Below are 25,875 nucleotides of genomic sequence, written 5' to 3'. Positions count from 1 at the left end.
GAACAGGAGCAGTGTATGAAGCACAAACAGCAACACAACAATCACAAACGCAGGAAGCTGCGTAATCCGCTGGCCAACGATCCCTTGTTGCGTAAAGGCGGTGTCCATGAAAAATCCCGTAAAGCCCAGCGTGCTGCGGACAAACGGGCGTTGAGAAACAAGGTGATGAATCGGGATGATTCATCACCCTTATTTGCGATCCCCTCTTAGCAGGGCCACCTTGTCCTGCAGCAGTGCTGCGCTGACCTCACTGGCTGGAATGGCAGCCCCGGCCACCAGTTCCACCCTGGACCAGAAGCGACGTGGCAAACCCGTCAGGGCTTTGCTGTCCTTGTGGCTGAAGAAACTTCCCCATAGACCCTTTAATGCCATGGGCACCACCGGCACCGGATCCTGCGCAATGATTTTTTCAATGCCGGATTTGAATTCGTCAATGTCACCATCCTGAGTCAGTTTGCCTTCCGGGAAAATGCACACCACCTCGCCATCCCGCAGTTCCTCCGAGATACGCTTGAAGGCCGTCTCATAAGTGTACGGATCAGCGGATTTGGAATGGATGGGAATGGTCTTACCAGTACGGAAAATAAAGTTCAGGACCGGCAGATCGTAGATGGGTTTGAACATGACAAAGCGCACCGGCCGTCGGCAGGCGCCGGCGATGATGAGTGCATCCATATATGAAACGTGATTGCACACCAGCACACAGGGGCCCTGCTGCGGAATTTTATCCAGGTCGGTGTGCGTCACCCGGTACATGGTGTGGGTGATGATCCAGATCAGGAAGCGCATGGCGAATTCCGGAATCACCGTGTAGATGAACCAGGCCACTACGGCGTTCATGATGGCCAGCACCACAAAGAATTCCGGAATGTCCAGGTCCATCACGCCCAGCAGCAGAATCCCGGTGCCGGCGGACACCACCATAAACAGCGCGTTCATGATGTTCACCGCAGCGATGATGCGGGACCGGTGGGCTTCGTCGGAGCGCTCCTGCACCATGGCGTAGAGCGGCACAATGTAGAGACCACCGGACAGCCCGATCATGAGGAAATCCACCAGCACCCGATAGTTTGCCGGTTGTGCCAGGAACTGGCCCACTTCGATCAGTTCCGTGCCGTGGTGGGGGCTGGTGTGAAAATAGAGATCCAGCCCAAACAGGGTGAGGCCGATGGAACCCAGGGGCACCAGGCCCAGCTCCACCTTATGGCCCGACAAACGTTCACACAACAGGGAGCCTGCCGCGATGCCAATGGAAAAGGCGGACAGCAAGGTCATCACCACGCTGGGGGCACCCCCCAGGTTCACACGGCTGTATTCGTAGATTTGCGTGAGATAGGCGGCGCCCAGAAACCAGAACCAGGAAATGCCCATGATAGCGAGAAACACGGCGTTGTTGGCGCGACTGAATTGGATGGTGTGCCAGGTTTCGGTGAAGGGGTTGAAGCGGATCTTCAAATCCGGGCTGGGGGCCGGACCTTGGGGTATTTTGAGGCTGGAAAGGAATCCCAGGATCGCAACGATGACGACGATACCGGCCACCATTTGCGGGCCGGCTTTCAGGTCGCTGAACACATTGGCGGCGATGGTGCCAATCAGAATGGCGATGAAGGTGCCGGTTTCCACCAAAGCATTCCCCCCGACCAGTTCACCGGGTTTCAGGTGCTGGGGAATGATGCTGTACTTGACCGGTCCGAAGAAAGTGGACTGGGTGCCCATCAGAAACAGCAGCAGCATCAGGCCCCAGGTTTGCAGGTATAAAAAGCACAGGGCCCCCAATACCATGATCACGATTTCCAACAGCTTGATGTAGCGGATCAGTCGCGACTTTTCATATTTATCCGCCAGTTGCCCGGCCAGGGCCGAGAACAGGAAGAAAGGTAGAATGAATAACATGGCCCCAAGATTGTTCATCTTTGCCAGTTCCAGCCCCGACTGCAGTATTCCGAAGGTCAGCATGGCCATCAGCGCGTTCTTGAAAACATTATCGTTAAACGCGCCGAAAAATTGTGTCCAGAAAAACGGCGCAAAGCGTTTGGTTTTGAGCAGACTGAACTGTGAACGTGATTCGTCGGGCTGGCTCATGCTTTGCTTCCTTCCCGCACCCAGGCATTCAGATAGTGAGTGACCAGAGATTGCATCAACGTTTGTGGGGTGGCGATATTGTCCGAATACAACTTATTACCGATGTTGAGAATGCAGATGCCGTGGACACTGCTCCACAGGGTGCGGGAGGCCAGCTGGATCTGTTTCTTGTCGCGACCGGGGGCCAGCTCCCACACCGCCCGTTCAATCAGCGAGAACAGGGCGTCGATGCGGGCCTGATACCAGTCGGGCATGACAAAGCCCTGGGGCAGGGTATGGCGAAAAATGGCAGCCCACTGTTTCTCATGCATCTGCCCAAAGTCCAGGTAGGTATTGGCAATGCGGATGATGCGCTGCATGGGTTTGGATTCCTGGTGATAGGCCTGTTCCAGCGCAGCCAGTAACTGGGTCAGGGAAAAGGCGTTGGCGTGCAGAATCAGCTCGTGGATGTTTTCGAAATTCTGGTAGAGCGTACCGACGGTGTAGCCGATTTGCTGAGCCACTTTGCGGGCGCTGACACCCTCCAGTCCCTCGGTGGCGATCAGGGTGCGGGTGGCATCAATGGCCATGCCCTGGATTTCTTCCCGTGTGTGGTCATTGCGACGTGCCATGTCGATTCCTGTTGGTCACAGCGGTTTGCCCGGTTGGTATCAAGTAGAGGCAGGCTACGCTTTCTGTTATTGTTCCCAAAAGCATAATTGAACAATGTTTACCATTCAAGGAACTGGACTATGTCGGCCGCTACCGTGGTACTGTTGCATGGGCTGGGCCGCAGCCCCCTGGCAATGAAAGGGCTGGAGCGATATCTGGTGCGGCAGGATTATCATGTGATCAATCAGGGCTACGCCTCCCGGCGTGGCAATATAGCGGAACTGTGCCGGCGTTTGTTTCACGACTTGCTGCCGGCACTGCCGGCCAGCGGTCAGATCCATTTTGTGACCCATTCCCTGGGGGGAATCCTGTTGCGCTTTGGTCTGCAGCACTGGAGCATTCATCCGGGTCGACTGGGGCGGGCGGTGATGCTGGCCCCACCTTCCCAGGGCAGTGAGGTGGTGGATGTGCTGCGGCACGTCCCGCTGCTGCCGAAAATACTGGGGCCGGCGTTTCTGCAGCTGGGCACTGACGACACCAGTGTCCCCCTGCAGTTGCTGGCCCGGGAGCAGGGCGGGTTGCCGTTGGAGGTGGGGGTCATCGCCGGTCGCACCTCCTATGAACCCTGGTTCTCGCCTCTGTTCGGTGAGGAGAATGATGGTAAGGTGTCGGTCAGCCGCAGCCGTCACCCGGGGATGAAGGATTTTCGGGCGTTGGACGTGGGGCATACCTTTATCATGAATGACAAGCGGGTCCGTCAGCAGATTCTGCATTTCCTGCAGTTCGGACGCTTCTGCTAATGGCGGCTTGCCAGTAAGGCAGCGGGGGGATTATGGCGATTGAGATTGAACGCAAATTTCTGGTCATCAGTGACGCGTGGCGTCGACGGGAGGACGGCAGTGAGCTGGACGGCGTGCCCTATCGACAGGGGTACATTCCCTCAGAGGGTATGACCACCGTGCGCATCCGCCTGCAGGGCGATGAGGCGAAGCTGACCATCAAGGGGAAGAATCAGGGCTTGTCGCGGGCGGAGTTTGAATACGACATTCCAATTTCCGATGCGCAGCAGATGCTGGATAACCTGTGTTCCCGCCCCTTGATCGAGAAGACCCGCTACCTCCGCCCGCAGGGTAACCTGACCTGGGAGATCGATGTATTTGAAGGGGATAACGCCGGGCTGGTGGTGGCAGAAGTGGAGTTGGAATCCGAAGACCAGCCGGTGGAACTGCCGGATTGGGTTGGGCAGGAGGTATCGGACGATCCCCGTTACTATAATGTGAATCTGGTGTTGAATCCGTACCGCAGGTGGCGGTGAACGGGTTAGAGCACGTCGATTTCCGGCAGCTCCAGCTCCGCCAGGCAATTGTGGCCCCGCAATCCATCCTGGTTGTTGGGATAGAGGCGGATTTTGTAAGGGGCGATCAGCAGGGCCTTGCCGTCCAGCAGACCCACATAGCCGCCGCTGTAAGTGGTGATGCAGCGCTGCTGTTGAAACTCAATCTGGTGCTCTTCGGCCAGGGGGCTGAAGGAAATCAGACCGTTGCCGAGCGGATCGTGCAAGGCCTGTCGGTTGCGGTAACAGCCCAGCGCCCGGGGCGACAGTGCGATGATCAGGCCGTTATGCAGCTTGATCAGTTCACAGGGCTCCTGATTCAGAGTATCAGTAAGGATTTCGGCAACAACACTGTTTGACATAATGATCGCATATAGACGCAGAATGATGGCATTGTCCATCAAAAGAGCAGCAAGATAAAGCCTGATTGGACATGACCACAGCACGCTTACACATCGCCATTGAATTGATTGAAGCTATTGGGGAATACCTCGACAGCCTGGGGCTGTCAGCGGCGGAATTCTATCAACAGAACGGATTCCACCCGGATGAGGAAAACGACAGCGGCTATGTGGATTTCGCCCTGTTCTCCGCGTTGTTTGATGCAGCGGCGCAGTTTGCCGGCGACGATTATATCGGCCTGAAGGTGGGGGAGAACTTTCTGGCCCGCCATTGGGGTCGCCTGGGTTACCTGATCATGGCCGGTGAAAACGGCATCGAAGGCATCCAGTATATCCAGCGCTTTGCCACCATCGTGACCAATGCCCTGGAAATGAAATGGCTGACCGACAGTGCGACCCTGTCCTGCGAATTTGCGCTGCTGGGGGGAACCTGGAGCCGCCATGTGGTGGATTATTTTGTTTCCAGCAGCCTGTCTTTATCCCGTGCCACCTCCAATGAGAAAACCCAGTACCTGAGTGTGCACTTCAAACACGATGGTGGTCCCACCCCGGCGTTTTACGACACGTTTCTGCAATCCCATTGTTATTTTTTGCAGGCCAGCAACCGCATCACCGTGGACATTGAAGGCCTGCGTCAGGCCTCGGCGTTCCGCGACCCACGCCTGAAGAAAATTCTGGAAGAGCACGCCGATCAGGTTTTGCAGTCACTGTCCGCCAGCGATGAGCTGGTGGAGTCAGTCCGCCGTTACATCATTGATCATCTGCCCCATGGGGCACCGTCGTTGAAGGAAGTCTGTGAACACCTTGGGCAGAATGAGCGCAGCTTTCAGCGGGCGCTGGCCAAGTTGGGGGTGAATTTTCAGGAAATGGTGGATGACCTGCGTCGCCGCATGGCGCTGGAGTATATTCGCAACGATTACAATTTTCTGGATATCGCCATGATGCTGGGCTATTCAGAGCAGAGTGCCTTTCATCGGGCGTTCAAGCGCTGGACCGGCATGCCGCCGTCCCGCTATCGCCGTACCCTGCAACAGAATGAAAAAAAGCCGGGCGAGGGGCCCGGCGAACAACAGAAAGTACCCGATTAAGTAAGTACTTGAGTTAAATCGTTTATTGCAGCGGTGTCAGCGTGCAGGGAAAGCCGTCTTTGGGCACCGCCAGCGGTACCACCTGCGTCGGCATGTCATAGCCGCTGCGGATTTCCACCTTGTAATTACGCAGTAACTGGAACAGGAAGACCTTCGACTGAATTTCTGCAAAATTCAGGCCCAGGCATTTGTGATGGCCGCCGCCGAAGGGCACCCACTGGTAAAAGTGTTTCTTGTGTTCGGCCCGCTCCGGGCTGAACCGTTCCGGGTCGAACTGGTACGGATTGCTCCAGTATTCTTCCATGTAGTGCGTGTGCAGGGGCACCACACCCACCGCCGCGTTGCGCGGAATCTTGAAACCCTGGAATTCGCAGTCATTAATGGCCCGCCGCGGAATGGTGGGCAGCGGCGGATGCATACGCAGGGTTTCCCGCAACACCAAGCCGGTTTTCTCCAGTTTATCCAGATCTTCATAGGTGACTTCTTCGCTGCCCAGGCTCAGGATTTCTTCCCGCAGGGCCTCCTGCCATTCCGGGTGCTTGGCCAGGCGGTACACCAGGGAACACAGGGTACTGGTGGTGGTGTCGTGGGCGGCGAACAGCAGAAAGATCATATGATCAATCACTTCCTGGTCGGTGAGCTCCTCGTTGTTCTCACCCCGGGAATGACAAATCTGGGTGAAGAAGTCGTTGTCCTGGCTGCGGCGTTTTTCCGCCACCAGCGAACCGATGAACTGCTCCAGAAAACGTCGGCCCTGTAAGCCCCGATACCAGGTGGTGCCGGGGATGGGCAAGCGCAGAACCGCCAGCGACGCGTCCACCGCTGCAATAAAGGATTCGTTCACTTTGGTGGCTTCCTGACCCATTTTGATGCCCAGAAACAGTTCGGCACCGGCGTTCAGCAGCAGGTTCTTGATGTGATCAAAGAACATGATCTCGCTGCCTTTGGGCCATTGCGCCAGTCCGTCGTTGAAGCGCGGGTTCATTTTGTCTACATAGGCTTGCATGGCGGGCTTTTTGAACGCCCCCTGCAGAATTTTGCGATGCACTTTGTGATTCTCAAAATCCCGCAGCATCAAGCCATTGGGAAACAGCTCTTCCAGAATAATGTCCCAGGCTTTTTTGCTGGAAAAATTATGGTCGGAATCCTTCAGGATGAATTCATTGGCATCCGGGCCGGTGAGGGTGATCACATCCTGCATCACCGCGCGATAGCGGAATACCGGACCATGTTTTTTCACCATGCGGTCGATCAGGCCGGGAAAATCCCGCAGGAACTGGAACGTGAAGCCCACAACGGGCAGGCCGTTTTCGCCGGGTATGTGGGAAACTTTGCTGCTGGGTTTGCGCGGCAGTTTGGACGCGGTTTCTGCAAGTGTCGCCATTGGGAATCCTCTGTGGTGCTCACGATTTCTTATTTGATCCCATTCAACCATAGCCCTCCCGGGCTTGTTTTGACATTGCGGCAATTGCGCTGGCGGGTGCGGTCAAAGCGCCTGAAACGGCTTAGGTGCGGCACTGGCTACCCGACGGGTATACAGTTTGTTAAACGATTGTGGTCGGCGCAGGGCTCCATTACTATGGCAATACACTTATCAAACCTATGGCAATGCAGCACGACAACAACATTAAAAACAACACCATAACAATAAAGACAGGGAGTAAAATCATGGGGTTACGTAGCAGGTTCATGCTGGAGGTCAGCATTCTGCTGGCCAGCTGGGGCGCCTTGGGGGCCGACACACAAATGCCCACCGACCGGCTCATCATCAAATTCAAGGACACGCTGCCGGCGCTGGAAAGAGCCAACCCCAGAGCATTGCAACGCCTGGCGCAGCTGGGCGTGGCGGCCCGCATGGGGCGACGCCTGCCAAACGGTGCCTATGTGGTTGAAATGTCGGAGTCCCGCCGCCAAAACGGCTGGCTGGATGTGATGCATCAGTTGAGCTTTGAATCCGACATCGCCTACGTGGAGCCGGATCTCAAAATGATGCCGGACGCCGATCCCTATTTTGGCCACCAATGGTATCTCAACTATCCCAATCGTGGCGTCAATGCGGAACGGGCCTGGCAGTACAGTACCGGTCTGGGGGCCGTGGTGGCGGTGCTCGACACCGGCATTCTGCCGCATCCGGATCTGCTTTCGAACACGCTACCGGGTTATGACTTTATCTCCGACAGCTTTACCGCCAATGATGGTGGTGGCCGGGACAACAATGCGGCGGACCCCGGTGACGGGGTGATCGCAGGTGCCTGCGGTGGTGGCCAGCCGGAGGAGGATCGCAAGAGCACCTGGCACGGCACCCATGTGGCCGGCATCGCCGTGGCACCCATGAATGGCATTGGGGTGGTGGGGGTTGCCCACCAGGCCAAAGTGCTACCGCTGCGGGTGCTGGGGCGCTGTGGTGGCTACACCTCAGACATTGTCGATGCGATTTACTGGGCAGCCGGCTACAGCGTAGCCGGCGTGGCCAATAACAGCACAGCGGTGGATGCCATCAACCTCAGCCTGAGCAGCACCGCCACCGGCGCCTGCGGACAGGCCTATTCCGATGCCATCACCGCCGCCGTCAATGCCGGCGTCACCGTCGTGACCTCCGCCGGCAACAAAGCCGCCAACGCTGCAGATTACGCCCCCGGCAATTGCGCCGGGGTCATCAACGTGGCCGCAGTGGACCGCTATGGTTACCAGGCACCTTATACCAATACCGGAGCCGTGGTGGATGTGGCGGCCGCCGGTGGCCGTATCGTCGCCGGCGACATCATCAGTGGAATCTGGTCCACCCTGAATGCGGGTCAGTTTGCACCGGGGGAGCATAATTACGTTGCCTATCAAGGTACCAGTATGGCGGCACCCCAGGTGGCGGCAACGGTGGCGTTGATGCGCAGTGTGGTTCCGGATGCCACGCCAGAGGCCATGGAGGTCGCAATCAAAGACACGGCCGCGGATTTTACCTCGCCGTGCGTTGGATGTGGCAGTGGGCGACTGGATGCCGAAGAGGCGGTAAAGCGGGTGTTGGGATTAACCGTGCCCAACGCGGTGGCGGACCTGAAGGTAGTGTTGCAGGGGGATAACGGTAAGTTCATCGATGCGGGAGACGGCACCGGCACCATCCAGTACAAGGTGATCGTGACCAACAACGGCCCGGATCTGGCGAGCGATCTCACTGTCAGCAATATCTTCCCCAGCCAGGTGACCCTGGACTACCTGCAACCGGCGGTGGGTGCTATCTGCAATATCTCCACCTACGCCTGCAGTTGGGCGGAGCAGCCGGCCGGGGAATCGCGCACCTTCACCATTCGGGTCCGCACCAGCAACGAAGACAAAATGGATTTTGCCGCAGCCATTGACGGAGCAGACACCGACCCGAACACAGCCGACAATTATGTCACCAGGAAATTTGGCGGTGGCATGGCTGGGTTGTTGTTGCTATTGCCGACTTTACTGTGGCGCCGGCGCTAGCCCGCACTCAGTTCGGCAGCGGAGGAACTGGAGCGGTAACCGGCGAACAGCCAGCCGTCCAGTTTCTCCAGCAGGTGCGGCAACATGATCAGGTCATAGATCAGTGCCACCAGAATGATGCTGGCCATGAGGATGGCGGTGGTTTGGTTGGGTCCGAAAATGGAGAGGGTCAACACCAGCATGCCCAGGCACAGGATCAGGGTAGTCAACATCAAGGCCGAGCCCACTTCCTCAAAGGTGCGTTCCATACTGATTTGCGGGGGTAACCCCGCTTCCCGATGGCCGAGATAGCGTTTCAGGATATGGATGGTGTCATCCACCACAATGCCCAGGCTGATGCTCAGGGTGCCGGCCGCAGCAATATCAATCACACCCACCGTTGCACCCCACACCCCATAAATGATGCCAGCGGGGAACAGGTTGGGGATCAGGCAGAGCAGGCCAACCCGAAGGTTGCGTAAAAACAGCCCGATCAACAGGGAGATCACCATGGCCGAGAGCAGGCCGCCAATGAACATGTTGCTGGTGAGCGCCTTGCCGATGCCGGCGAAAAGAATGGCGTGCCCGGTTACAGAAACGGGGTACTCCGGAGCGTTGGTTTGAAACCACAACTGGATGTCCTGCTCCAGTTGCAGCAGTTGAGTGCTTCTCAGCTTGGGTACGCCCACGGAGACCACCGCGGATTGGAAGGATTTATCCAACCCCAGCGTCTGCGGTGTATTCCCGGGGGAGGACATTTCATACAGGTTCCACAGGTCGGCCACTTCTGCGGCGCTGGTGGGGGTGGCGTTCCACTTCACATTATTCTGGTGTAGATGACGTTTCAGTTGAGTCAGCACCGCCAGGTAACTGTTGTGATGGGAAACCTGTGGATGGGCGTCGAGCCAGGTTTCAAACTGCCGGAGTACACGCAGAAAATCGGCCTGATAGATGCCGTCTTTTTGTTTGGAGTCCACCACAATGGAAACCGGGTGATGAATGCCAAACGCCTGTTCCGATAAGCGGGTGGCCTGCAGGATGCTGGAATCCGCTTCAAAATAATCCAGTGGGTCGTTGTGGTAGGTGTTCAGCAGCACACAGGCGGACAGACCGATACTGCCAAGATAAAACAGTGCGTAATGCCGGGTTTGCAACTGATTGCGGAACCGGTTGAGGTTGCCGCTCCAGCGTTGGAACATATCCGGCTCCAGGCTGCGGGCCTGGGTGCTGCGCAATACCGCCAGCACCGGGGTAATGGAAATCGCCGCCACAAAAGCGCAGGCAACACCGATGGCGGCAATATTGCCGAAGGTGGCAAACACGGGCGAGCTGCTGCCATTCAGGCTCAGGAAACCGATGCCGGTGGTGAGACTGGTGAGGAACAGGGATACGAAGTTGGAACGCAAGGCCTGCAGCATGGCCTGTTGTCGCGGCAACGCCGGGTCCTGGTGAGTGAAACTCATCAGCAGGTGAATGATGTCTGCCAGGGCGATGATAAACGCAATGCAGAATGCCAGCGCGGATGTCTGGTTGATGGAGAGTTTGAGCCAGCCCACCATGCCGGCGGTAAGCCACAGCGCAACGATAATGGAAGCAGCGCCGGACACCACCAGCCACCAGGAACGCAGGAAATACCAGAGTACACCCAATCCCGCCAGTAGCACCAACGGCATCAGATAAAAGCCATCGTGCAGCAGGGCCTGGTGCAACGCGTGCTTGATTTCCACCGGCCCCAGCAGTTTTACCTCACCCAGGCCCGCTTGCACGAATTGCTGTTGCAGTAGGTCCTGAATCACCGGATAGAGTTCGGTGATGTAATCCTCGCTGGAAAAATACAATTGAATGCTGGCCACAGAGCCGTCTTCTGATACGAACGTACCACGACTGACGTTGTCTGCCACCTGACCCAGAACCGAGTCGTAAAGCGGTCCCTGGTGTTTCAGATGGCGGTACACCGAGCGGGTATCCTGCTGGCTGCTGATGGCGGTATTCAGCAGGGACTGGGAGCGGTTGATGCCCGCCAGTGCTTCCAGTGACTGCACCAGGCCATACAGTGTGTTGATGCCGTTCCCGGAAACAAAGCTCTGCCCCGGGCTGTGGAGCAATACTAATAAACTTTGTTGCAATCCAAAGTTTGCTTCCAGTTTGTGAAAGTTGATAACGTCAGGATTATCCTGCTGGAAATAGTCGGTGATTTCACTGCGATATTGAATGCCGGGAATGCAAATTGAAAGGGCGCCGGCCGCCAGCACAATCAATAGGGCGATCAGTTTTAGCTGAACAAAGCTGAAGGGTTTCATTATTGTTATTCTGCGTTTGCTTCTGGCATGGGGCACGTTAACATGGCGCCTTGATTCAAGGCATCTAATCATCTTGCTTCGAGGTCTGCAATGATTTTTGGTAAAAATAAGTCACTGGCCTGTTTCAGTGCAAACCCGGCGGCACAGTACCGTGTGATCTGCTTTCCCTGTGCCGGTGGTGGCGCTTCCATGTATCGAAAGTGGAGTGATTTTTTGCCGGATGCAGAAGTCTGGGCTGCCAATTATCCCGGCCGCGAAAGCTTGCATGGCATGCCGTTTTCGGAATCGGTGGCGGATATTCTGGCCTTATTCACTGCACAGTCGGATTTTTTTGCCGGCAAGCCGTTCGTGTTGTATGGCCACAGTTTTGGTGCCGTGGTGGCGTATCAGCTCGCGGCGACGCTGCAACAAGCTGGCATCCGGGATCTTGGTATTTGCGTCAGTGCCCGGCGTGCGCCCCACCTGGAACCGGAGTTGAAGCTCGCCGATTTATCGGAAGAGGAATTCTTGCGGGAGTTGGAGCGCCTGGGCGGGTTGCCGGATGCCATTCGGAGCAATCAGGAAATGATGGATTTTTATCTGCCGGTGATCAAAGCGGATCTGGCCTTGAACGATGAGGCACTGAGTGATCCGGCGCAATCCATCAGCACACCTATTTACCTGTATTCGGCGACCGAAGATAAAGTGGCCAACCCGAATGAGCTGGCCGCCTGGAAAAATGCAACCACTTCACGCTTTGAGCACAAAGTTTTTGAAGGTGGCCACTTCTTTATTCAAGATAGCGTTACCGAGTTCATGGCCTCCTTACGATCCGTTCTGGCCACATTGACTCAGTCCGATGACGAAGAACTGATTGCGTTCTGAATAGACTTATAAAATACGAGACAGGAAGGAAACTTTGTCATAGCCAGGGACGGGTTCGATCGGTCTTTGAGCCAAGCTAGCGGTACAAGTGTTCATTAGTACACACTTCGATTACAGAATGTCACTTATTTGGCCGCATCTTACAAGTTTTGGCGATGAGCGCGAACTTAAACTGACTTTGCCAATGGGTTGTGCTGATAAAAATAATAAAGGCAGTAAAGGCAATACACGACGTAACCGATGGGATTCAACAGGGCACGCTTCTGCCACCGAATCGCCGGTATTGATCACGCCATTATACCTATGAGCACACCTTCGTCTTGAATCACAGGGTAAAGACAGTAGGGTGGAGGTAGATATGCAAGGGTTCCCGGATTTTAAGAACCTGGTCCAAATGAGTTCTCATCGCGCCGCAGAAAGACATGACGATCGGGTTATGACGTTCCTCGGTGACAGTGGGGCTCCAGAAGGTACAGAATCGTTCGCCGGGCTGGATGAAGCGGCCCGCAAAATCGCTGCCGGTCTGGTGGCGAAAGGGTTGTCCGGGCGCAACCTGATGCTGTTGTACACACCAGGTCTGGATTACATCCGGGCTTTCTTTGGTTGTATGTACGCCGGTTGCGTGCCGGTTCCAGCCTATCCGCCTATGGGCGCCCGGGATATCGACCGCCTGAAACGGGTGGTGCAGGACTGCGACGCCGGGGCCATCCTGTCCTCCAGTATGTTGCTGCCCATGATCGAAGCCTGGGTGGCCAATTCCAATAACGGTATCAATCTGCCCTGTGTTGCCACCGATGCCCTGGCGTCCACCCAGGATATCGCGGGTTTTGAAGCCCATGACGCCGAGCCCGGCGACGTGGCGTTTCTGCAATATACGTCCGGTTCCACCGGGCATCCCAAAGGGGTGATGGTCAGCCATGCCAACCTGATTGCCAACTTCCAGCAGATCATCTGGACCTTCGCTCACACCAGCGAGCTGGAGAAAGTGGCACCAGAGTATAAGATGGTCATCTGGTTGCCCCCATTCCACGACATGGGGTTGATCGGGGGTGTGCTCACGCCCGTGTATGCCGGGATCAACGTCACCCTGATGTCGCCGCTCACCTTCCTGAAGAACCCCTACGTCTGGCTGAAAGCCATTACCGATGTGGGCGCCAAAGTCAGTGGCGGCCCCAACTTTTCCTATCAGTATTGCGTCCGCAAAATCAAGGACGAGCAGCTGGCGGATTTGGATTTGTCCACCTGGCGTGCTGCCTTCAACGGTGCGGAGCCCATCCAGGCCGATAGCCTGAAAGCCTTTGCCGATAAATTCGGCGCCTGTGGCTTTGATGCCAGCGCCTTCCTGCCGTGTTACGGCCTGGCTGAGGCCACCCTGTTTGTGGCGGGAACCCCGGCGGAACGGGGTGCATTGGTAGTGGATGCCGACCTGGATCAGCTGGGTAAAGGTGCCCTCAAACCGGCGGATAAAGCCAAAACCGATACTGCGCCGTTGGTGAGTTCCGGTGTGCTGGCGATCGAGACCGATGTGCGGATTGTTGACCCGAAAACCCAGCAGGAGTGTGCCGACGGCAGCGTAGGGGAAATCTGGGTCAACAGCCCCGCGGTGGCCCAGGGTTACTGGAACAAACCCAGTTTTTCCGACAGCGTATTCCGTGCCACGATCAAAGGTGACAGCTCTGGAACGACCTACATGCGCACCGGAGACCTGGGGTTGTTGCATGACGGCGAGCTGTTCGTCACCGGCCGCATCAAGGAGCTGATCATTGTCGCCGGGCGCAATCATTATCCGCAGGATATCGAGTTCTCTCTGCAGTCCTCCAATCCCACCTTCCGCAAGGGGTGTGGTGCAGCTTTTGCTGTGACCGAACAGGGCAAGGAGCATCTGGTGATTCTGCAGGAAGTGGCCACCGCAGCAGCGGATCAGACCGACTTCCAGCAACTGGCCCTGGCGGCTTCCCGGGCGGTGGCGACACGCCATGGTATTACACCCAAGTCCATCGTCATGATTGCCCCCGGCACTCTGCCCAAGACCTCCAGCGGCAAGATCCAGCGTTCAGAAGCCAAGAAGCTCTACGAACTGGGCAACTTTGCGCCCCTGCACAGCTGGGAGAACAAAGGATCTGCCTCCGCCAGGAAAGCAAAAACAGAAACAGAGGACAGGCCTTTTACCGACTGGCAGTCCGAGTTGTATTTCGAAATGCAAAGCTGGGTCAGCGACAAGCTGAATGTGGAACCTCATCACATTGACCTGGATGTGACCTTCTCGGAGTTGGGTGTGGATTCCATTGAAGCAATCGACCTGGTTGACCGCCTGCAGGATCGAATTGAGCGAACCATTCCCGCCACTGAATTGATGCGCTATCCCACCGTCAAGGCGTTGATTGACCATTTTGCCGCAGAACTCACCGACAAAGATTTCAAGCAAGAACAGAAAGAAGAAAAAGAAGACCTGACGAAAAACACCGCGTAGAGGCACCCGCACCTGCGCGGTGCATTCCTAAGCTATTCCAAAAATACAATTAGACCAATATGAGAAGAAGCCCAGGGGCTTCACGGGGTTACTATGTCCAACAATAACAACACCGACACCGCCAAGTTACTCAAACAGGCTTTGAAAGAGCTGAAAAAATCGAAGGATTCGGTGCAGCGGCTCGAAAAAGAACGCCACGAACCCATTGCAGTGATCGGCCTTGGCTGCCGGCTGCCGGGGGGTGCCAACAGTCCGGAACGTCTGTGGGAGTTATTGCAGAACGGCGAGGATGCCATTGTGGACATGGTGGACCAGCGTTGGGTGGGGGATGATTTTTATGATCCTGACCCGGAAGCGGTGGGCAAGCTCTACACCAAGGCCAATGGTCTGGTGGACGATGTGGACCAGTTCGACGCGGAGTTCTTCGGCATCGCGCCGGTGGAAGCGACCCTGATGGAACCGCAACAGCGTCTGTTGCTGGAAACCACCTGGGATTCGTTGGAGCATGCGGGCATTGCCCCGGATTCCCTCATGGGTTCCAAAACCGGCGTGTTCGTCGGCATCTGTCATATGGGCTATTCCCACATGCAGGCCCAGTACGGCAGCCTGGAAGACATTTCCCCGTATAACGGCACCGGTAATTCCCACTCGGTGGCCTCCGGTCGCTTGAGTTATCTGTTGGGTTTACAGGGCCCCAGCCTGTCGGTGGACACGGCCTGTTCCTCTTCCTTGGTGGCCATTCACCTGGCGATTCAAAGCCTGCGTAAAGGCGAATCCGATATGGCCCTGGCTGCGGGGGTGAACCTGATCCTGGAGCCCACCACGTCCATGATTTTTGCCCGCGCCGGCATGCTGTCGCCGGATGGCCGTTGTAAAACCTTTGATGGGGATGCCAACGGCTATGTGCGCGGTGAAGGTTGCGGCACGGTGGTGTTGAAGCGCCTGTCCGACGCGCTGCGGGACGGTGACAATGTGCTGGCGGTGGTGCGGGGTTCCGCGGTGAACCAGGATGGTAAGAGCCAGGGTATTACCGCACCCAATGAGTTGGCCCAGGAAAAAGTGCTGCGCGCCGCGCTGGAAGATGCCCGGGTCAAGCCGGAAGAAGTGTCCTACATCGAAGCCCACGGTACCGGTACCCCCCTGGGTGATCCCATCGAACTGGCGGCTTTGAATACGGTTTACGGCCAGCAACGCAGTGACAAGCTGGTGGTGGGTTCCATCAAGACCAATATGGGTCACCTGGAAGCGGCGGCCGGCGTGGCAGGCTTTATCAAGCTGGTGCTGTCCATTCATAACCAGACCATTCCCCGCCATCTGCATTTTGCCAAACCGAATCCGTATATCGACTGGTCCACCATTGCTATCGAGGTGCCCACCGAGCAACGGCAGTGGAAGGCCCCGGTACGGATCGGCGGTTTGAGTTCCTTCGGCTTCAGCGGCACCAACTGCCACATCATTGTGGAACAGGCGCCGATTCCCGCCGATATCAATGATGAAAAACCGGCTACCCAATTTGCGCCGGAATTGTTGACCATTTCCGCCAAAACCAAGGATGCGCTGCAGGCCTACCTGCAGAATTATGCAGATGCGTTGGCGCTGCCGTCGGTGCAGGGTTATGACTGGAATGATGTGTGTTTCACCGCTGCCACCGGGCGTAATCATTTCCGTCATCGGGCCACGGTGTTGGCCGGTTCCGCCCAGGAAGCCGCCGATAAACTCAATGGCCTGCTGAAAAATGGTGATGCCACTGGCATCGCCATTAATGATGTGGGTACCAATCCCGCCAAAATGGCCTTTATGTTCACCGGCCAGGGCGCCCAGTTTGCCGGCATGGGCCAGGATCTGTACGAGAAATTCCCTGTCTTCAAAACAGCTCTGGATACCGTAGCAGAGTTGATGTCCACTGAGCTGGAGCAACCCCTGTTGTCCATCATGTGGGGTGACAACACCGCGCTGCTGGATGAAACCCAGTACACCCAGCCCGCTATTTTCGCTCTGCAATACGCCCTGACCCAGCTGTGGACATCGTTGGGTGTGCAGGCGGCCTGCGTCACCGGCCACAGCATCGGTGAGTATGCCGCCGCCGTGTACGCCGGGGTGATGTCGTTGGAAGACGCGGTCAAGATGATCTGTGCCCGCGGCCGTCTGATGGCCAGCGAGTGTTCCCGTGGTGCCATGGCGGCGGTGTTCGCCAGTGCGGAAGAAACCCGCAATGTGATTGAAACCCTGGACAGTGTCATCGACATCGCTGCGGTGAATGGTCCGCGCAATTGTGTGATTTCCGGTGAGAAGCCGGCGGTGGAGCAGGCGGTGGCTCTGTTGAGTGATGAAAACATCAAAGCCAAATTGCTCACCGTTTCCCATGCCTTCCATTCCCCCATGATGCAGCCCATGCTGGATAAGTTTGCGCAGGTGGTGGAGCAGGTGAAACTGAGGGCTCCGCGCATTCGGTTTATCTCCAGCAAGACCGGCAAGACCGCCACCCAGGATGTGAAAAACGCCCACTACTGGGTGGAGCATGTGCGCGATGCGGTATTGTTCCTGGAAGCGGCCAAGGAGTTGGGGCAGCAGAAAATCCAGGCCTGTCTGGAGATCGGCCCGGGTGCCAACCTGGTGAAACTGGCGCCCCAGTGCATTGAATCGGCGCAGCCCATTACCTATCTGTACAGTGTGGATCGAGACGGTAACGAAAGCGCGCACCTGACAGCGGTGGTCGCGTCCCTGCATTGCGCCGGTGCCAACCTCAACTGGAAAAACCTGTTCATCGGTGGTGAGCGTACCCGGGTGGACCTGCCCACTTACCCCTACCAGAAACAGAGTTTCTGGGTGGATAAGATCCGTATCGGTAATTACAGCAAGGCGGCCGGTATGTCCTTTGGTCGCCTACTCTATAACACTGACTGGTTTGCGGCGGCGTTGCCGGAAACCGCTGAGCCGAATTTCAGTGACGTGGTGGTGATTGGCGCAGCGCCGACCTGGCTGGCAGCGCTGCAGGCCAAGACCCAGGTTCTGCAGCTGGCTCTGGATTTGGATGCTGCAGCCATTAAAGCTGCGGTGGCTCCATTGCAGGCCAAGGCCCAGGAAGCCGGGCAGGTGCTGCCGGTGCTGGTATTGGCGCCCAAGATGCCAGCCAGCCTGGATGACATCAGTGGTGTGGTGCACCACCAGATCCATGCTGCCATGGCTTTAGCCAAAGGCATTATCGCCGGCAGTGATGCCAGCAATCCTGCCCGCATCTGGTGTGTCAGTGAGAACGCCTATGGCCAGGATAATGTCAACCTGGCGGCTTATCCCATGTTGGGCTTCGCCAAAGGTTTCGCCCTGGAAGCCGGTGAGCTGTGGGGGGGTATCGTTGACCTGAGTGGCAGTGCCGAGCAAATGGGCGCAGCGTTGTTAACAGAGCTGTGTGCCAACGCGCTGGAAGATGTGGTGCGGATCGCAGGGGAGCAGCGAGAGGTGCTGCGTCTGGGGCAGGATCGTCTGCCTTCCCATACTCTGGTGAAACTGGATGCTGACGCGTCCTATCTGGTGACCGGCGGCTTGGGTGGCCTGGGTCTGTATGTGGCCGATGCCCTGGCCCGTTCCGGTGCCCGACATCTGGTGCTGATGAGTCGCCGCGGCAGTCTGGACAATCTGGAAGGCGAGCGAGCCGAGCGCATTGCGCAGCTGCAGCAACAGGGTGTGAGCTTCTCTGTGGCCAATGTGGATGTGGCGGATGCCGCTGCCGTGGCGGACCTGGTGGGTGAACTGGCTCAGTCCAGCCACCCGTTGAAGGGCATCGTGCACGCAGCTGGGATCAGCGACATTGCCCTGGCCCACGAGATGACGTTCGAGCAATGGCAGGAGGTGACCCGCTCCAAACTGGAAGGCGCCCTGAACCTGCACACAGCTTCTGCTGATGTGAAGCTGGACCTGTTCGTAGTGTTTTCATCCATCGCCTCGGTATGGGGCTCCGGCGGTATGGCGCATTACGCAGCGGCCAACCATTTCCTTGATGGCCTGGTGGATTACCGTCGTGCCCAGGGCTTGCCCGCCACCGGTTTCAACTGGGGCCCATGGGGTGGTGCGGGCATGGCCACCGGCGATGCCGCGGAAGAGGCAGAACGTCGCGGCCTGAAACCCTTTGATCCGGAATCCGCCATTGAGCTGATGACCAAGGCCTGGACCGGTGGCAACGCCCATCAAACGGTGGTGGACATCGACTGGAGTCGGTTCCGTGAAATTCTGGAAATGCGTCGGCCTCATCCCATGTTCGGCACCCTGGGTCGAAGCCTGGCCGCCACTTCCGGCGTCACCGGGGAGAAGTCCGCTTTCTTCAAATCCCTGATCCCGCTGGAAACCGAAGAAAGGCAAGCCAAGATCGTGGGTTATCTGCAGGAGCTGTTCGGCCGCGTCACCGGCAAAGGCAGCGATGTGGACCCGGAAATGCCGCTGATGGATCTGGGCATTGACTCCATCATGGCGCTGGAAATCAAGAAGCAGGTGGAAGGGGATACCGGCCAGGCCATGAAGGCCACCCTGATTTTTGATTACCCCACCATTAACAAGATCGCTGAATATTTCGCGGTGAACCTGTATGGCGAGGAGGCGGAAGCTGCGCACTTTACAGCGGGTTCCTTCCACGGCGAACCCATCGCCATCGTGGGCATCGGCTGTAAGATGCCCATGGCCCCCAATGGCCCCGGGGATTTCTGGAACCTGTTGAAAAACGGCCAATGCGGCATTAACGATGAACCCAGTGAGCGTTGGGACATCAAGCAGTATCTGGACAAGAATGAGGATGCCCCGGGCAAAACCTACACTTTGTCCGCGGGTCTGGTGGACGACATCGAATCCTTCGATGGCAAACTGTTCGGCATTGCGCCCCGTGAAATCGAAAGCATGGAGCCGCAACAGCGTCTGGTGCTGGAAGCGTCCTGGAGTTCTCTGGAGAACGCCGGCTACGCGCCCAATGCCTTGAACGGAACCCGCACCGGTGTGTTCGTGGGCGTGGGTGCCAACGAATACATTCGCGCCTGTGCCACTGGCGCGCGGGAAGAGGACATCATGTTCATCCCCACCGGTAATGCGTTGAACGTGATCGCCGGTCGGGTGGCCTTCAACCTGGGCCTGCAGGGCCCCACCATGACGGTGGACACGGCCTGTTCCTCTTCCGCGGTGGCGATCCACCTGGCTTCCCAAAGCCTGCGCAATGGCGAATGTGATATGGCCCTGGCCGGTGGTGTAAATGCTATGGTCATGCCGGAAACCTTTGTCGCCCTGTCCAAGGCGCACATGCTGTCAAAAGAAGGCCGTTGTAAGACCTTCGATGAAAGCGCTGACGGTTACGTGCGTGGGGAGGGTGTGGGTGTACTGGCCCTGAAACGCCTGTCGGATGCCGAACGGGATGGCGACAATATTGTGGCGGTGATCAAAGGCTCCGCGGTGAACCAGGACGGTCGCTCCAGCAGTTTGACGGCACCCAACGGCCCTTCTCAGGAGAACGTGATTCGTGCGGCGCTGGCCAATGCCGGTTTGACCGTGGACGACGTGGACTGGGTGGAAACCCACGGTACGGCGACGCCTTTGGGTGATCCCATCGAAGTGCAGTCCCTGGAAGCCGTCTATTGCACCAACCGCAGCAGTGAGAATCCGCTGATCATCAGTTCGGTGAAAACCAACATCGGTCACCTGGAATCCGCCGCCGGTGTCTCCAGCGTGATGAAAGCGGCGCTGTCGCTGCAGCATGCTGAGATTCCGCCGCATCTGCATTTCAACAAGTTCAATCCGCACATTGCGGTGGATGCCAGCAAGTTCACCATTCCTACCGAGAGCCGTGAATGGAAAACCGGTGAGCGCAAGCGTCGGGTGGGCATCAGTTCCTTCGGTTTCTCCGGCACCAATGTGCACATGATTCTCGAAGAAGCACCACAACGTAAAGAAGTGATCAACGCCACCGAGCGTACCAGCCATGTGTTGAGCCTGTCCGGTAAAACCGAAGGCGCAGTGATGGGGCTGGCCAAGCGTTACGCCGAGTTCCTGCAGAACGATAACCTCAATGCCCAGGAAGCGGCGCTGGCGGATATTGCGTTTACTGCGAACACCGCTCGCCAGCACTTTGAGCATCGCGTTGCCGTGGTGGCGCCGGACAAAGCGGCCATGGTGGATAAACTCAAGCAGGTGGCGGAAGGGGTGTCCGTGGCCGCCAGTTTCACTGGAGATGGTAGTGCCCCGGTGACCGCACAAGCCTGGTTGTTCACCGGCCAGGGCTCGCAGTATGCCGGTATGGCGCAGGAACTGTACGACACCAATCCTGCCTTCAAAGCCCACCTGGATGCCTGTGAAAAGCTGTTCGAGCAGGAAACCGGTGCCTCCTTGCTGGAATTGCTGTGGGGTGACCGTTCCGCTGAGATCGACAACACCCAATACACTCAACCGGCCATCTTTGCCCTGGAATATGCACTGGCCCAACACTGGCTGGCTTTGGGGGTTAAGCCCAATGTGATGGTGGGGCACAGTGTGGGTGAGTATGCCGCCGCCGTGGTGGCTGGCATCATGAGCCTGGAAGATGCCATGAAACTGATCGTGGCCCGGGGTCGCCTGATGGTGGAACAATGTGAAACCGGCGATATGGCAGCGATTCTGACCACCCGTGATCAGGTGGATGCGTTGCTGGCAGGTGTGAACGATGTGCAGGTGGCGGCCTGCAATGCACCCGCCAATACCGTGGTGTCCGGCACCGCCGATGGCATTGCCGCCATCATCGAAAAAGCCAAGGCTCAGGACATTGATGCGCGCCTGCTGACGGTGTCCCACGCGTTCCATTCCAACATGATGGAACCCATGCTGGCGGAATTCAAAGCCGTTGCCGAAAGCATCGAATACCACCCGGCCAAACTGGATATTCTGTCCACGGTGAACGGGCAGATTAACCAGGGCGAGATGTCCAAGTCCGCCTACTGGGTGGATCACGTAAAGCGTCCGGTGCTGTTTGTGGATGCGGTGACCAAGCTGCAGGATCAGAAAGTCAACCTGTGCCTGGAGATCGGCCCGGGTTCCACCCTCACCGGATTAGCCACTCAGATTCTGGGTACGGATAAGTGCCGGTTTGTGCATACCCTGCGTGCCAAGCAGAATGCCGAGCGCCAGTTCAATATGGCCGTGGCCCAGATGTACGCCTGCGGTGTCGACATCAAGTGGGCTGCATTTGATGCACCTTTTGCCCGGCAACGGGTGGCCACGCCCAGTTACGCCTTTGATCGCAAACGCTACTGGTTGGGTGACAATGATAACGGTATTGCCACCGGCGGTGGTGCCATGGGTGAGGTGACTGAGAACCTGCTGACCATGTTGCGCCCGCCCATGAGCGAGGATTATTTCTTCGAGAATAACTTCGGCGTCAGCCATCCGTTCAACCTGGACGATCACCGTTTGTACGAGGTTGTGGTGGCCCCTGGAGCCTTCCATGTGGCCAATGCCATTCTCTGCGCGCGGGATGTATACGGCGAAAAGCCGGTGAAGCTGGACGACGTGGTGTTCCCCGAACCTTTCATTCTGGAAGAGGGGCAGAAGCGGCGCATTCATTATGGCTTTAAAAAACTGCCGGCCACCGCGAACGATGACTTCGAGGTGAAAGGCTTCAGCCGGGATGACAAGGCCGGTGAAACCGAATGGACCATGCACGCCAGCATGAACGTGTCCGCCTGCAACAGTCCGGATTCAACCCAGGTACTGACGCCGGCCGACATCGAGCAGATCAAGGGCCGCGCCACTCACAGCTACAGCGGCGACATGTTCTATGGCGAAATGTGGAAAGTGGGTTATCAACTGGGTTCCCAGTTCCAATGGATCTCTGAGTTCTGGCGTCGACCGGGTGAGACTCTGACCCGCCTGCGTCTGCCGGAATCCGCCATCGAGCAGGGCAAGTACATGATCCACCCCGGATTGATGGACTCCTGCTTCCAGAGCTCTGCGCTGGCGGCCATGCACGATGATTTCGATGCCTCGAAAGTGGATGCCATCTATATTCCGTTCGCCATCGAGAACCTGTGCTTCTTCCGCAAGCCCACCACGGAATTGTGGTGTCATGTGAAGATCAAGAACCCGCCGGAAGATCCCAATGAGGTGATGGAGAGTTACTCCCACACCATCCAGGTGTACGACGACCAGGGCAATATCCTGATCGACGTGGATACCCTCCACAGCAAGCGCGCTCCCAAGGAAGCTTTGCTGCGTGCCATCAGCAAGGACCCCTTTGATGGTCACTATGAAGTGCACTGGAAAACCCAGAACATTCCGGCGGACCAGGAGCTCAAACCGCTGGCCGGCACCTTTATGGTGGTGGGCGAGGCCAGTGGCCTGGCTACTGCGATCTGCACCGAGCTGTCGGGCCAGGAGGGCGTGACCGTATGGCAGATTGCCTGTGATGACAGTGCCACCTTCGCTGCGGAGGGTAATCGCATTACCTTGAACCCGGCAGACGGTGGTCAGTGGATGCAGGCCATCGGGGCCGTGGGTGGCCTGGATAAGGTGGCGGGCATGGTGTATGTGGCCCCGGAAGGTGGCCCGGATGGGGATGTGATGGGACTGCAGAAACGCATCTTCTCACCCATTCTGAACATGCTGAAAGCCCTGCAGCTGATGTCCGGTGCCGGTGCGCCCCGCCTGTGGTGTGTGACCGAAGCTGGTGTGGCAGCGCAGCGCAGCGACACCCATGTGAATCCAGCGCACTCTGCACTGATCGGTTTCGGAAAAGTGCTGGATATGGAGCACTCCGAATACAACGCGGTGCTGGTGGACGTGGATGCCGAGAGTGCTGCCCGGGCCGCGAAGTCGCTGGCCCAGGAAATGCTGCAAGCCGGCGCTGAGAAACTGGTGGCCTATCGCCGCGGTACGCGCATGATCGCACGCCTGGCGCGCACCACCGTGGAAGCAGCCGGTATGCCCATCCCGGAGGCGCCCTATCGCCTCATCATCGAGAAGAAGGGCACTTTTGAAGATCTGAAGTTCGTGCCCTTTGAACCCCGCACCCTGGGTTCCACCCAAATGGCAGTTAAAGTATTGAGTGCCGGCCTGAACTTCCGTGATGTCATGGGTGTGCTGGATGTGTATCCCGGTGAGGCCGGTCCTCTGGGCGGTGAATGTATCGGCCAGGTGACTGAGCTGGGCGCAGCCGTGAAAGACTTTAAAGTGGGTGACGTGGTGATGGTTCCGCTCACGGAATCCTGCATGAGTACCCAGACCATCACCGAGGAGCTGCTCACCTGCCGTGTGCCCAGCAACCTGTCCATCAACCAGGCCTCCACCATTCCAGTGGTGTATTCCACCGCGTTGCATGGCCTGAAGAACCTGGCGAAATTGAAGAAAGGCGAGCGGGTCTTGATTCACGCCGGGGCCGGTGGTGTCGGCCTGGCGGCGATCTACATCGCCAAGCACATCGGTGCGGAAGTGTTTGCCACCGCCAGTGAGAAGAAGCGGGATTACCTGCGCAAGATCGGTGTGGAGCATGTGTTTGATTCCCGCTCCCTGGATTTTGCCCAGCAGATCCGCAATGTCACCGGTGGTGAAGGCGTGGATGTGGTGCTGAACTCCCTGGCCGGGGAATTCATTACCACCAGCATGCAGTTGCTGAATCCCAATGGCCGTTTCATCGAAATCGGTAAAGCGGACATCTGGACCCAGGATCGGGTGAAAGCATTCCGCGAGGACATTTACTACGAAGCCTTCGACCTCGTCATCGTCACCATGCAGAACCCCAATGCCCTGCGTGAGTTGATGGAAGAGATCGTGGAGAACGTGGAAGCCGGTCATTACCAGCCGCTGCCGTACACCGTGTTCAAACACAAAGAGGCCATGGACGCCTTCCGTTATATGGCGCAAGGCAAGCACATCGGCAAGATCCTGATTAACCGCGATGACCCGTCCATTGAGGTGAAAGCGGATCGTTCTTACCTGATCACGGGTGCCAGCGGTGGCCTGGGTATGCTGTTCGCCAACTGGTTTGCAGATCAGGGCGCCGGTGAGGTGATTCTGGCAGCCCGTCGTGATGTGCGTGACGTGGACCCCGAAGGTGTGAAAGCCATCGAAGCCAAGGGCACCCGCGTCACCACGGTGAAAGCCGACTCCGGTGATCGGGAGCAGGTGGCGGCCATGATGAGTACCGTGCGTGAGCACAGTCTGCCATTGGCCGGCGTGATCCACGCAGCGGGTATTCTGGCAGACGCCTTTGTGGTGAACCAGGATATGGCCAGCTTCGAGAAAGTCATGGCTCCGAAACTGGCGGGTGCCTGGTATCTGCATGAAGAAACCAAAGCCATGCCGTTGGATATGTTTGTGTTGTTCTCGTCCCTGTCTTCCCTGTTGGGGGCACCGGGGCAGGCCAACTACGCTGCCGCCAACGCCTTCCTGGATGGCCTGGCGTTTTACCGCCGCGGCCTTGGGATGCCGGCTACGGCCATCAACTGGGGCCCCTGGGGCGAGGTGGGCATGGCGGCCAACAGCCAGGTGGAAGCCAACGCCAAAGCCTCCGGTGTACACTTGATCGATCCACAGGTGGGGTTGAGCTGGTTTGCCCAGGTGCTGGCAGGCAATCCCGTCCAGCGTGGCCTGATGGTGATCGACTGGGCCGCCCTGGCCAATATGTCCGGCTCGATTCCTGCTTTCCTCTCTGAGCTGGATGTGAAAGCCAGCGTGGGCGTGGATGCGGATCTGCAGAAGATGGCCGACGAGTTCCGTGCCGGCCTGGCGGATGCACCCATTGACGAACGTACACCCATGCTGATCGAGAAAATCTGTGAGCAGATCAAGCGGGTCATGGGGCTGGACGAATCGGATACCATCAACCCGAACCAGCCGTTGCAGGAATTGGGTCTGGATTCGTTGATGGCGGTGGAGCTGCGTAATATCCTGTGTGCGCTGATTGGCAAGCAGCTGCCGGCCACGTTGATGTTCAAGTATCCCACCGTGGCCAGTCTGAGTACGTTCCTGATTCAGGATATGTTTGCGGACGAAATGGCGGATGCGGACGACGCCGCGCAAGAAACAGAGAACACGGAGGCCTCTGCACAACAAGAACAGCAGGAAGAAGAGGATCAGTTGGATGACCTGTCCGATGACGAGCTGGCAGCGATGCTGGCGGCGGAATTGGGCGAGGACGATGAAGACTGATCATAAAAAGTGGATTGGTTTAGTTTGAAGAAATTGACACCGTACTCTTGAGGAGCAGTCAGGCAGATCGGTTGAAACTCTCAGCGGCAGGGACGCCGCTGTGAAGCCCCCAGGGATGGGTTCATGGCGTGTTTCAACCGATCTGCCTGGCTGCTCCGTG

At 57.4% G+C, this 25,875-nt stretch carries 13 protein-coding genes; 8 read left to right on the top strand and 5 right to left on the bottom strand.

Annotated features, from left to right (window positions below; all coding sequences use genetic code 11):
* Positions 1 to 15 precede the first annotated feature (15 nt).
* On the top strand, positions 16 to 210 hold the full coding sequence (locus D9N14_RS07410) for a hypothetical protein (RefSeq protein WP_290578581.1): 195 nt from the start codon (positions 16 to 18) through the stop codon (positions 208 to 210).
* On the opposite strand, the gene D9N14_RS07405 is transcribed toward D9N14_RS07410, so the two are convergent.
* Positions 190 to 2,082, bottom strand: a complete 1,893-nt coding sequence (locus tag D9N14_RS07405) for an MFS transporter (protein ID WP_290578579.1) — start codon at positions 2,080 to 2,082, stop codon at positions 190 to 192. The two genes, D9N14_RS07410 and D9N14_RS07405, sit on opposite strands and share 21 nt — an antisense overlap.
* On the bottom strand, positions 2,079 to 2,693 hold the full coding sequence (locus D9N14_RS07400) for a TetR/AcrR family transcriptional regulator (protein WP_290578577.1): 615 nt from the start codon (positions 2,691 to 2,693) through the stop codon (positions 2,079 to 2,081). The genes D9N14_RS07405 and D9N14_RS07400 overlap by 4 nt, the downstream gene beginning before the upstream one ends.
* A 120-nt stretch (positions 2,694 to 2,813) precedes the next feature.
* Here D9N14_RS07400 and D9N14_RS07395 point away from each other — a divergent pair, with 120 nt between their 5' ends.
* Positions 2,814 to 3,473, top strand: a complete 660-nt coding sequence (locus tag D9N14_RS07395) for an esterase/lipase family protein (protein ID WP_290578575.1) — start codon at positions 2,814 to 2,816, stop codon at positions 3,471 to 3,473.
* Positions 3,474 to 3,505: 32 nt separating this feature from the next.
* Entirely contained in the window at positions 3,506 to 3,988 is a 483-nt protein-coding gene (locus D9N14_RS07390; RefSeq protein WP_290578574.1) for a CYTH domain-containing protein, read from the top strand.
* 5 nt (positions 3,989 to 3,993) lie between these two features.
* Here D9N14_RS07390 and D9N14_RS07385 read toward each other — a convergent pair whose 3' ends face one another.
* Positions 3,994 to 4,368 carry a hypothetical protein gene (locus D9N14_RS07385; protein ID WP_290578573.1) on the bottom strand — a complete coding sequence of 125 codons (375 nt, stop codon included), beginning with the start codon at positions 4,366 to 4,368 and terminating at the stop codon, positions 3,994 to 3,996.
* 71 nt (positions 4,369 to 4,439) lie between these two features.
* On the opposite strand from D9N14_RS07385, the gene D9N14_RS07380 reads away from it, so the two are divergent.
* A complete protein-coding gene (locus D9N14_RS07380) occupies positions 4,440 to 5,495 on the top strand; it encodes an AraC family transcriptional regulator (RefSeq protein ID WP_290578572.1) in 1,056 nt (351 codons plus the stop codon).
* A gap of 22 nt (positions 5,496 to 5,517) precedes the next feature.
* Here D9N14_RS07380 and D9N14_RS07375 read toward each other — a convergent pair whose 3' ends face one another.
* Positions 5,518 to 6,879, bottom strand: coding sequence for a cytochrome P450 (locus D9N14_RS07375; protein WP_290578571.1), 1,362 nt, complete (start codon positions 6,877 to 6,879; stop codon positions 5,518 to 5,520).
* Between the two features lie 284 nt (positions 6,880 to 7,163).
* On the opposite strand from D9N14_RS07375, the gene D9N14_RS07370 reads away from it, so the two are divergent.
* The gene (locus tag D9N14_RS07370; protein WP_290578570.1) at positions 7,164 to 8,957 is read left to right on the top strand and encodes a S8 family serine peptidase; all 1,794 of its coding nucleotides are present in this window, start codon (positions 7,164 to 7,166) and stop codon (positions 8,955 to 8,957) included.
* On the opposite strand, the gene D9N14_RS07365 is transcribed toward D9N14_RS07370, so the two are convergent.
* Positions 8,954 to 11,236 carry an efflux RND transporter permease subunit gene (locus tag D9N14_RS07365; protein WP_290578569.1) on the bottom strand — a complete coding sequence of 761 codons (2,283 nt, stop codon included), beginning with the start codon at positions 11,234 to 11,236 and terminating at the stop codon, positions 8,954 to 8,956. The two genes, D9N14_RS07370 and D9N14_RS07365, sit on opposite strands and share 4 nt — an antisense overlap.
* Positions 11,237 to 11,326: 90 nt before the next feature.
* On the opposite strand from D9N14_RS07365, the gene D9N14_RS07360 reads away from it, so the two are divergent.
* From D9N14_RS07360 to D9N14_RS07350, 3 genes are all read left to right on the top strand, one after another.
* Positions 11,327 to 12,100: a thioesterase II family protein gene (locus D9N14_RS07360; protein WP_290578568.1), complete on the top strand. Its 774-nt coding sequence runs from the start codon at positions 11,327 to 11,329 to the stop codon at positions 12,098 to 12,100.
* A gap of 394 nt (positions 12,101 to 12,494) precedes the next feature.
* On the top strand, positions 12,495 to 14,570 hold the full coding sequence (locus D9N14_RS07355) for an AMP-binding protein (RefSeq protein ID WP_290578567.1): 2,076 nt from the start codon (positions 12,495 to 12,497) through the stop codon (positions 14,568 to 14,570).
* Between the two features lie 93 nt (positions 14,571 to 14,663).
* Positions 14,664 to 25,715, top strand: a complete 11,052-nt coding sequence (locus tag D9N14_RS07350; RefSeq protein WP_290578566.1) for a type I polyketide synthase — start codon at positions 14,664 to 14,666, stop codon at positions 25,713 to 25,715.
* Positions 25,716 to 25,875: the final 160 nt, after the last annotated feature.

This window comes from Ketobacter sp. (assembly GCF_003671495.1).
Classification (GTDB): Bacteria; Pseudomonadota; Gammaproteobacteria; order Pseudomonadales; family Ketobacteraceae; genus Ketobacter.
Note: the sequence above shows the minus strand (reverse complement) of the source record. Positions and strands in the feature narration are given on the sequence as shown.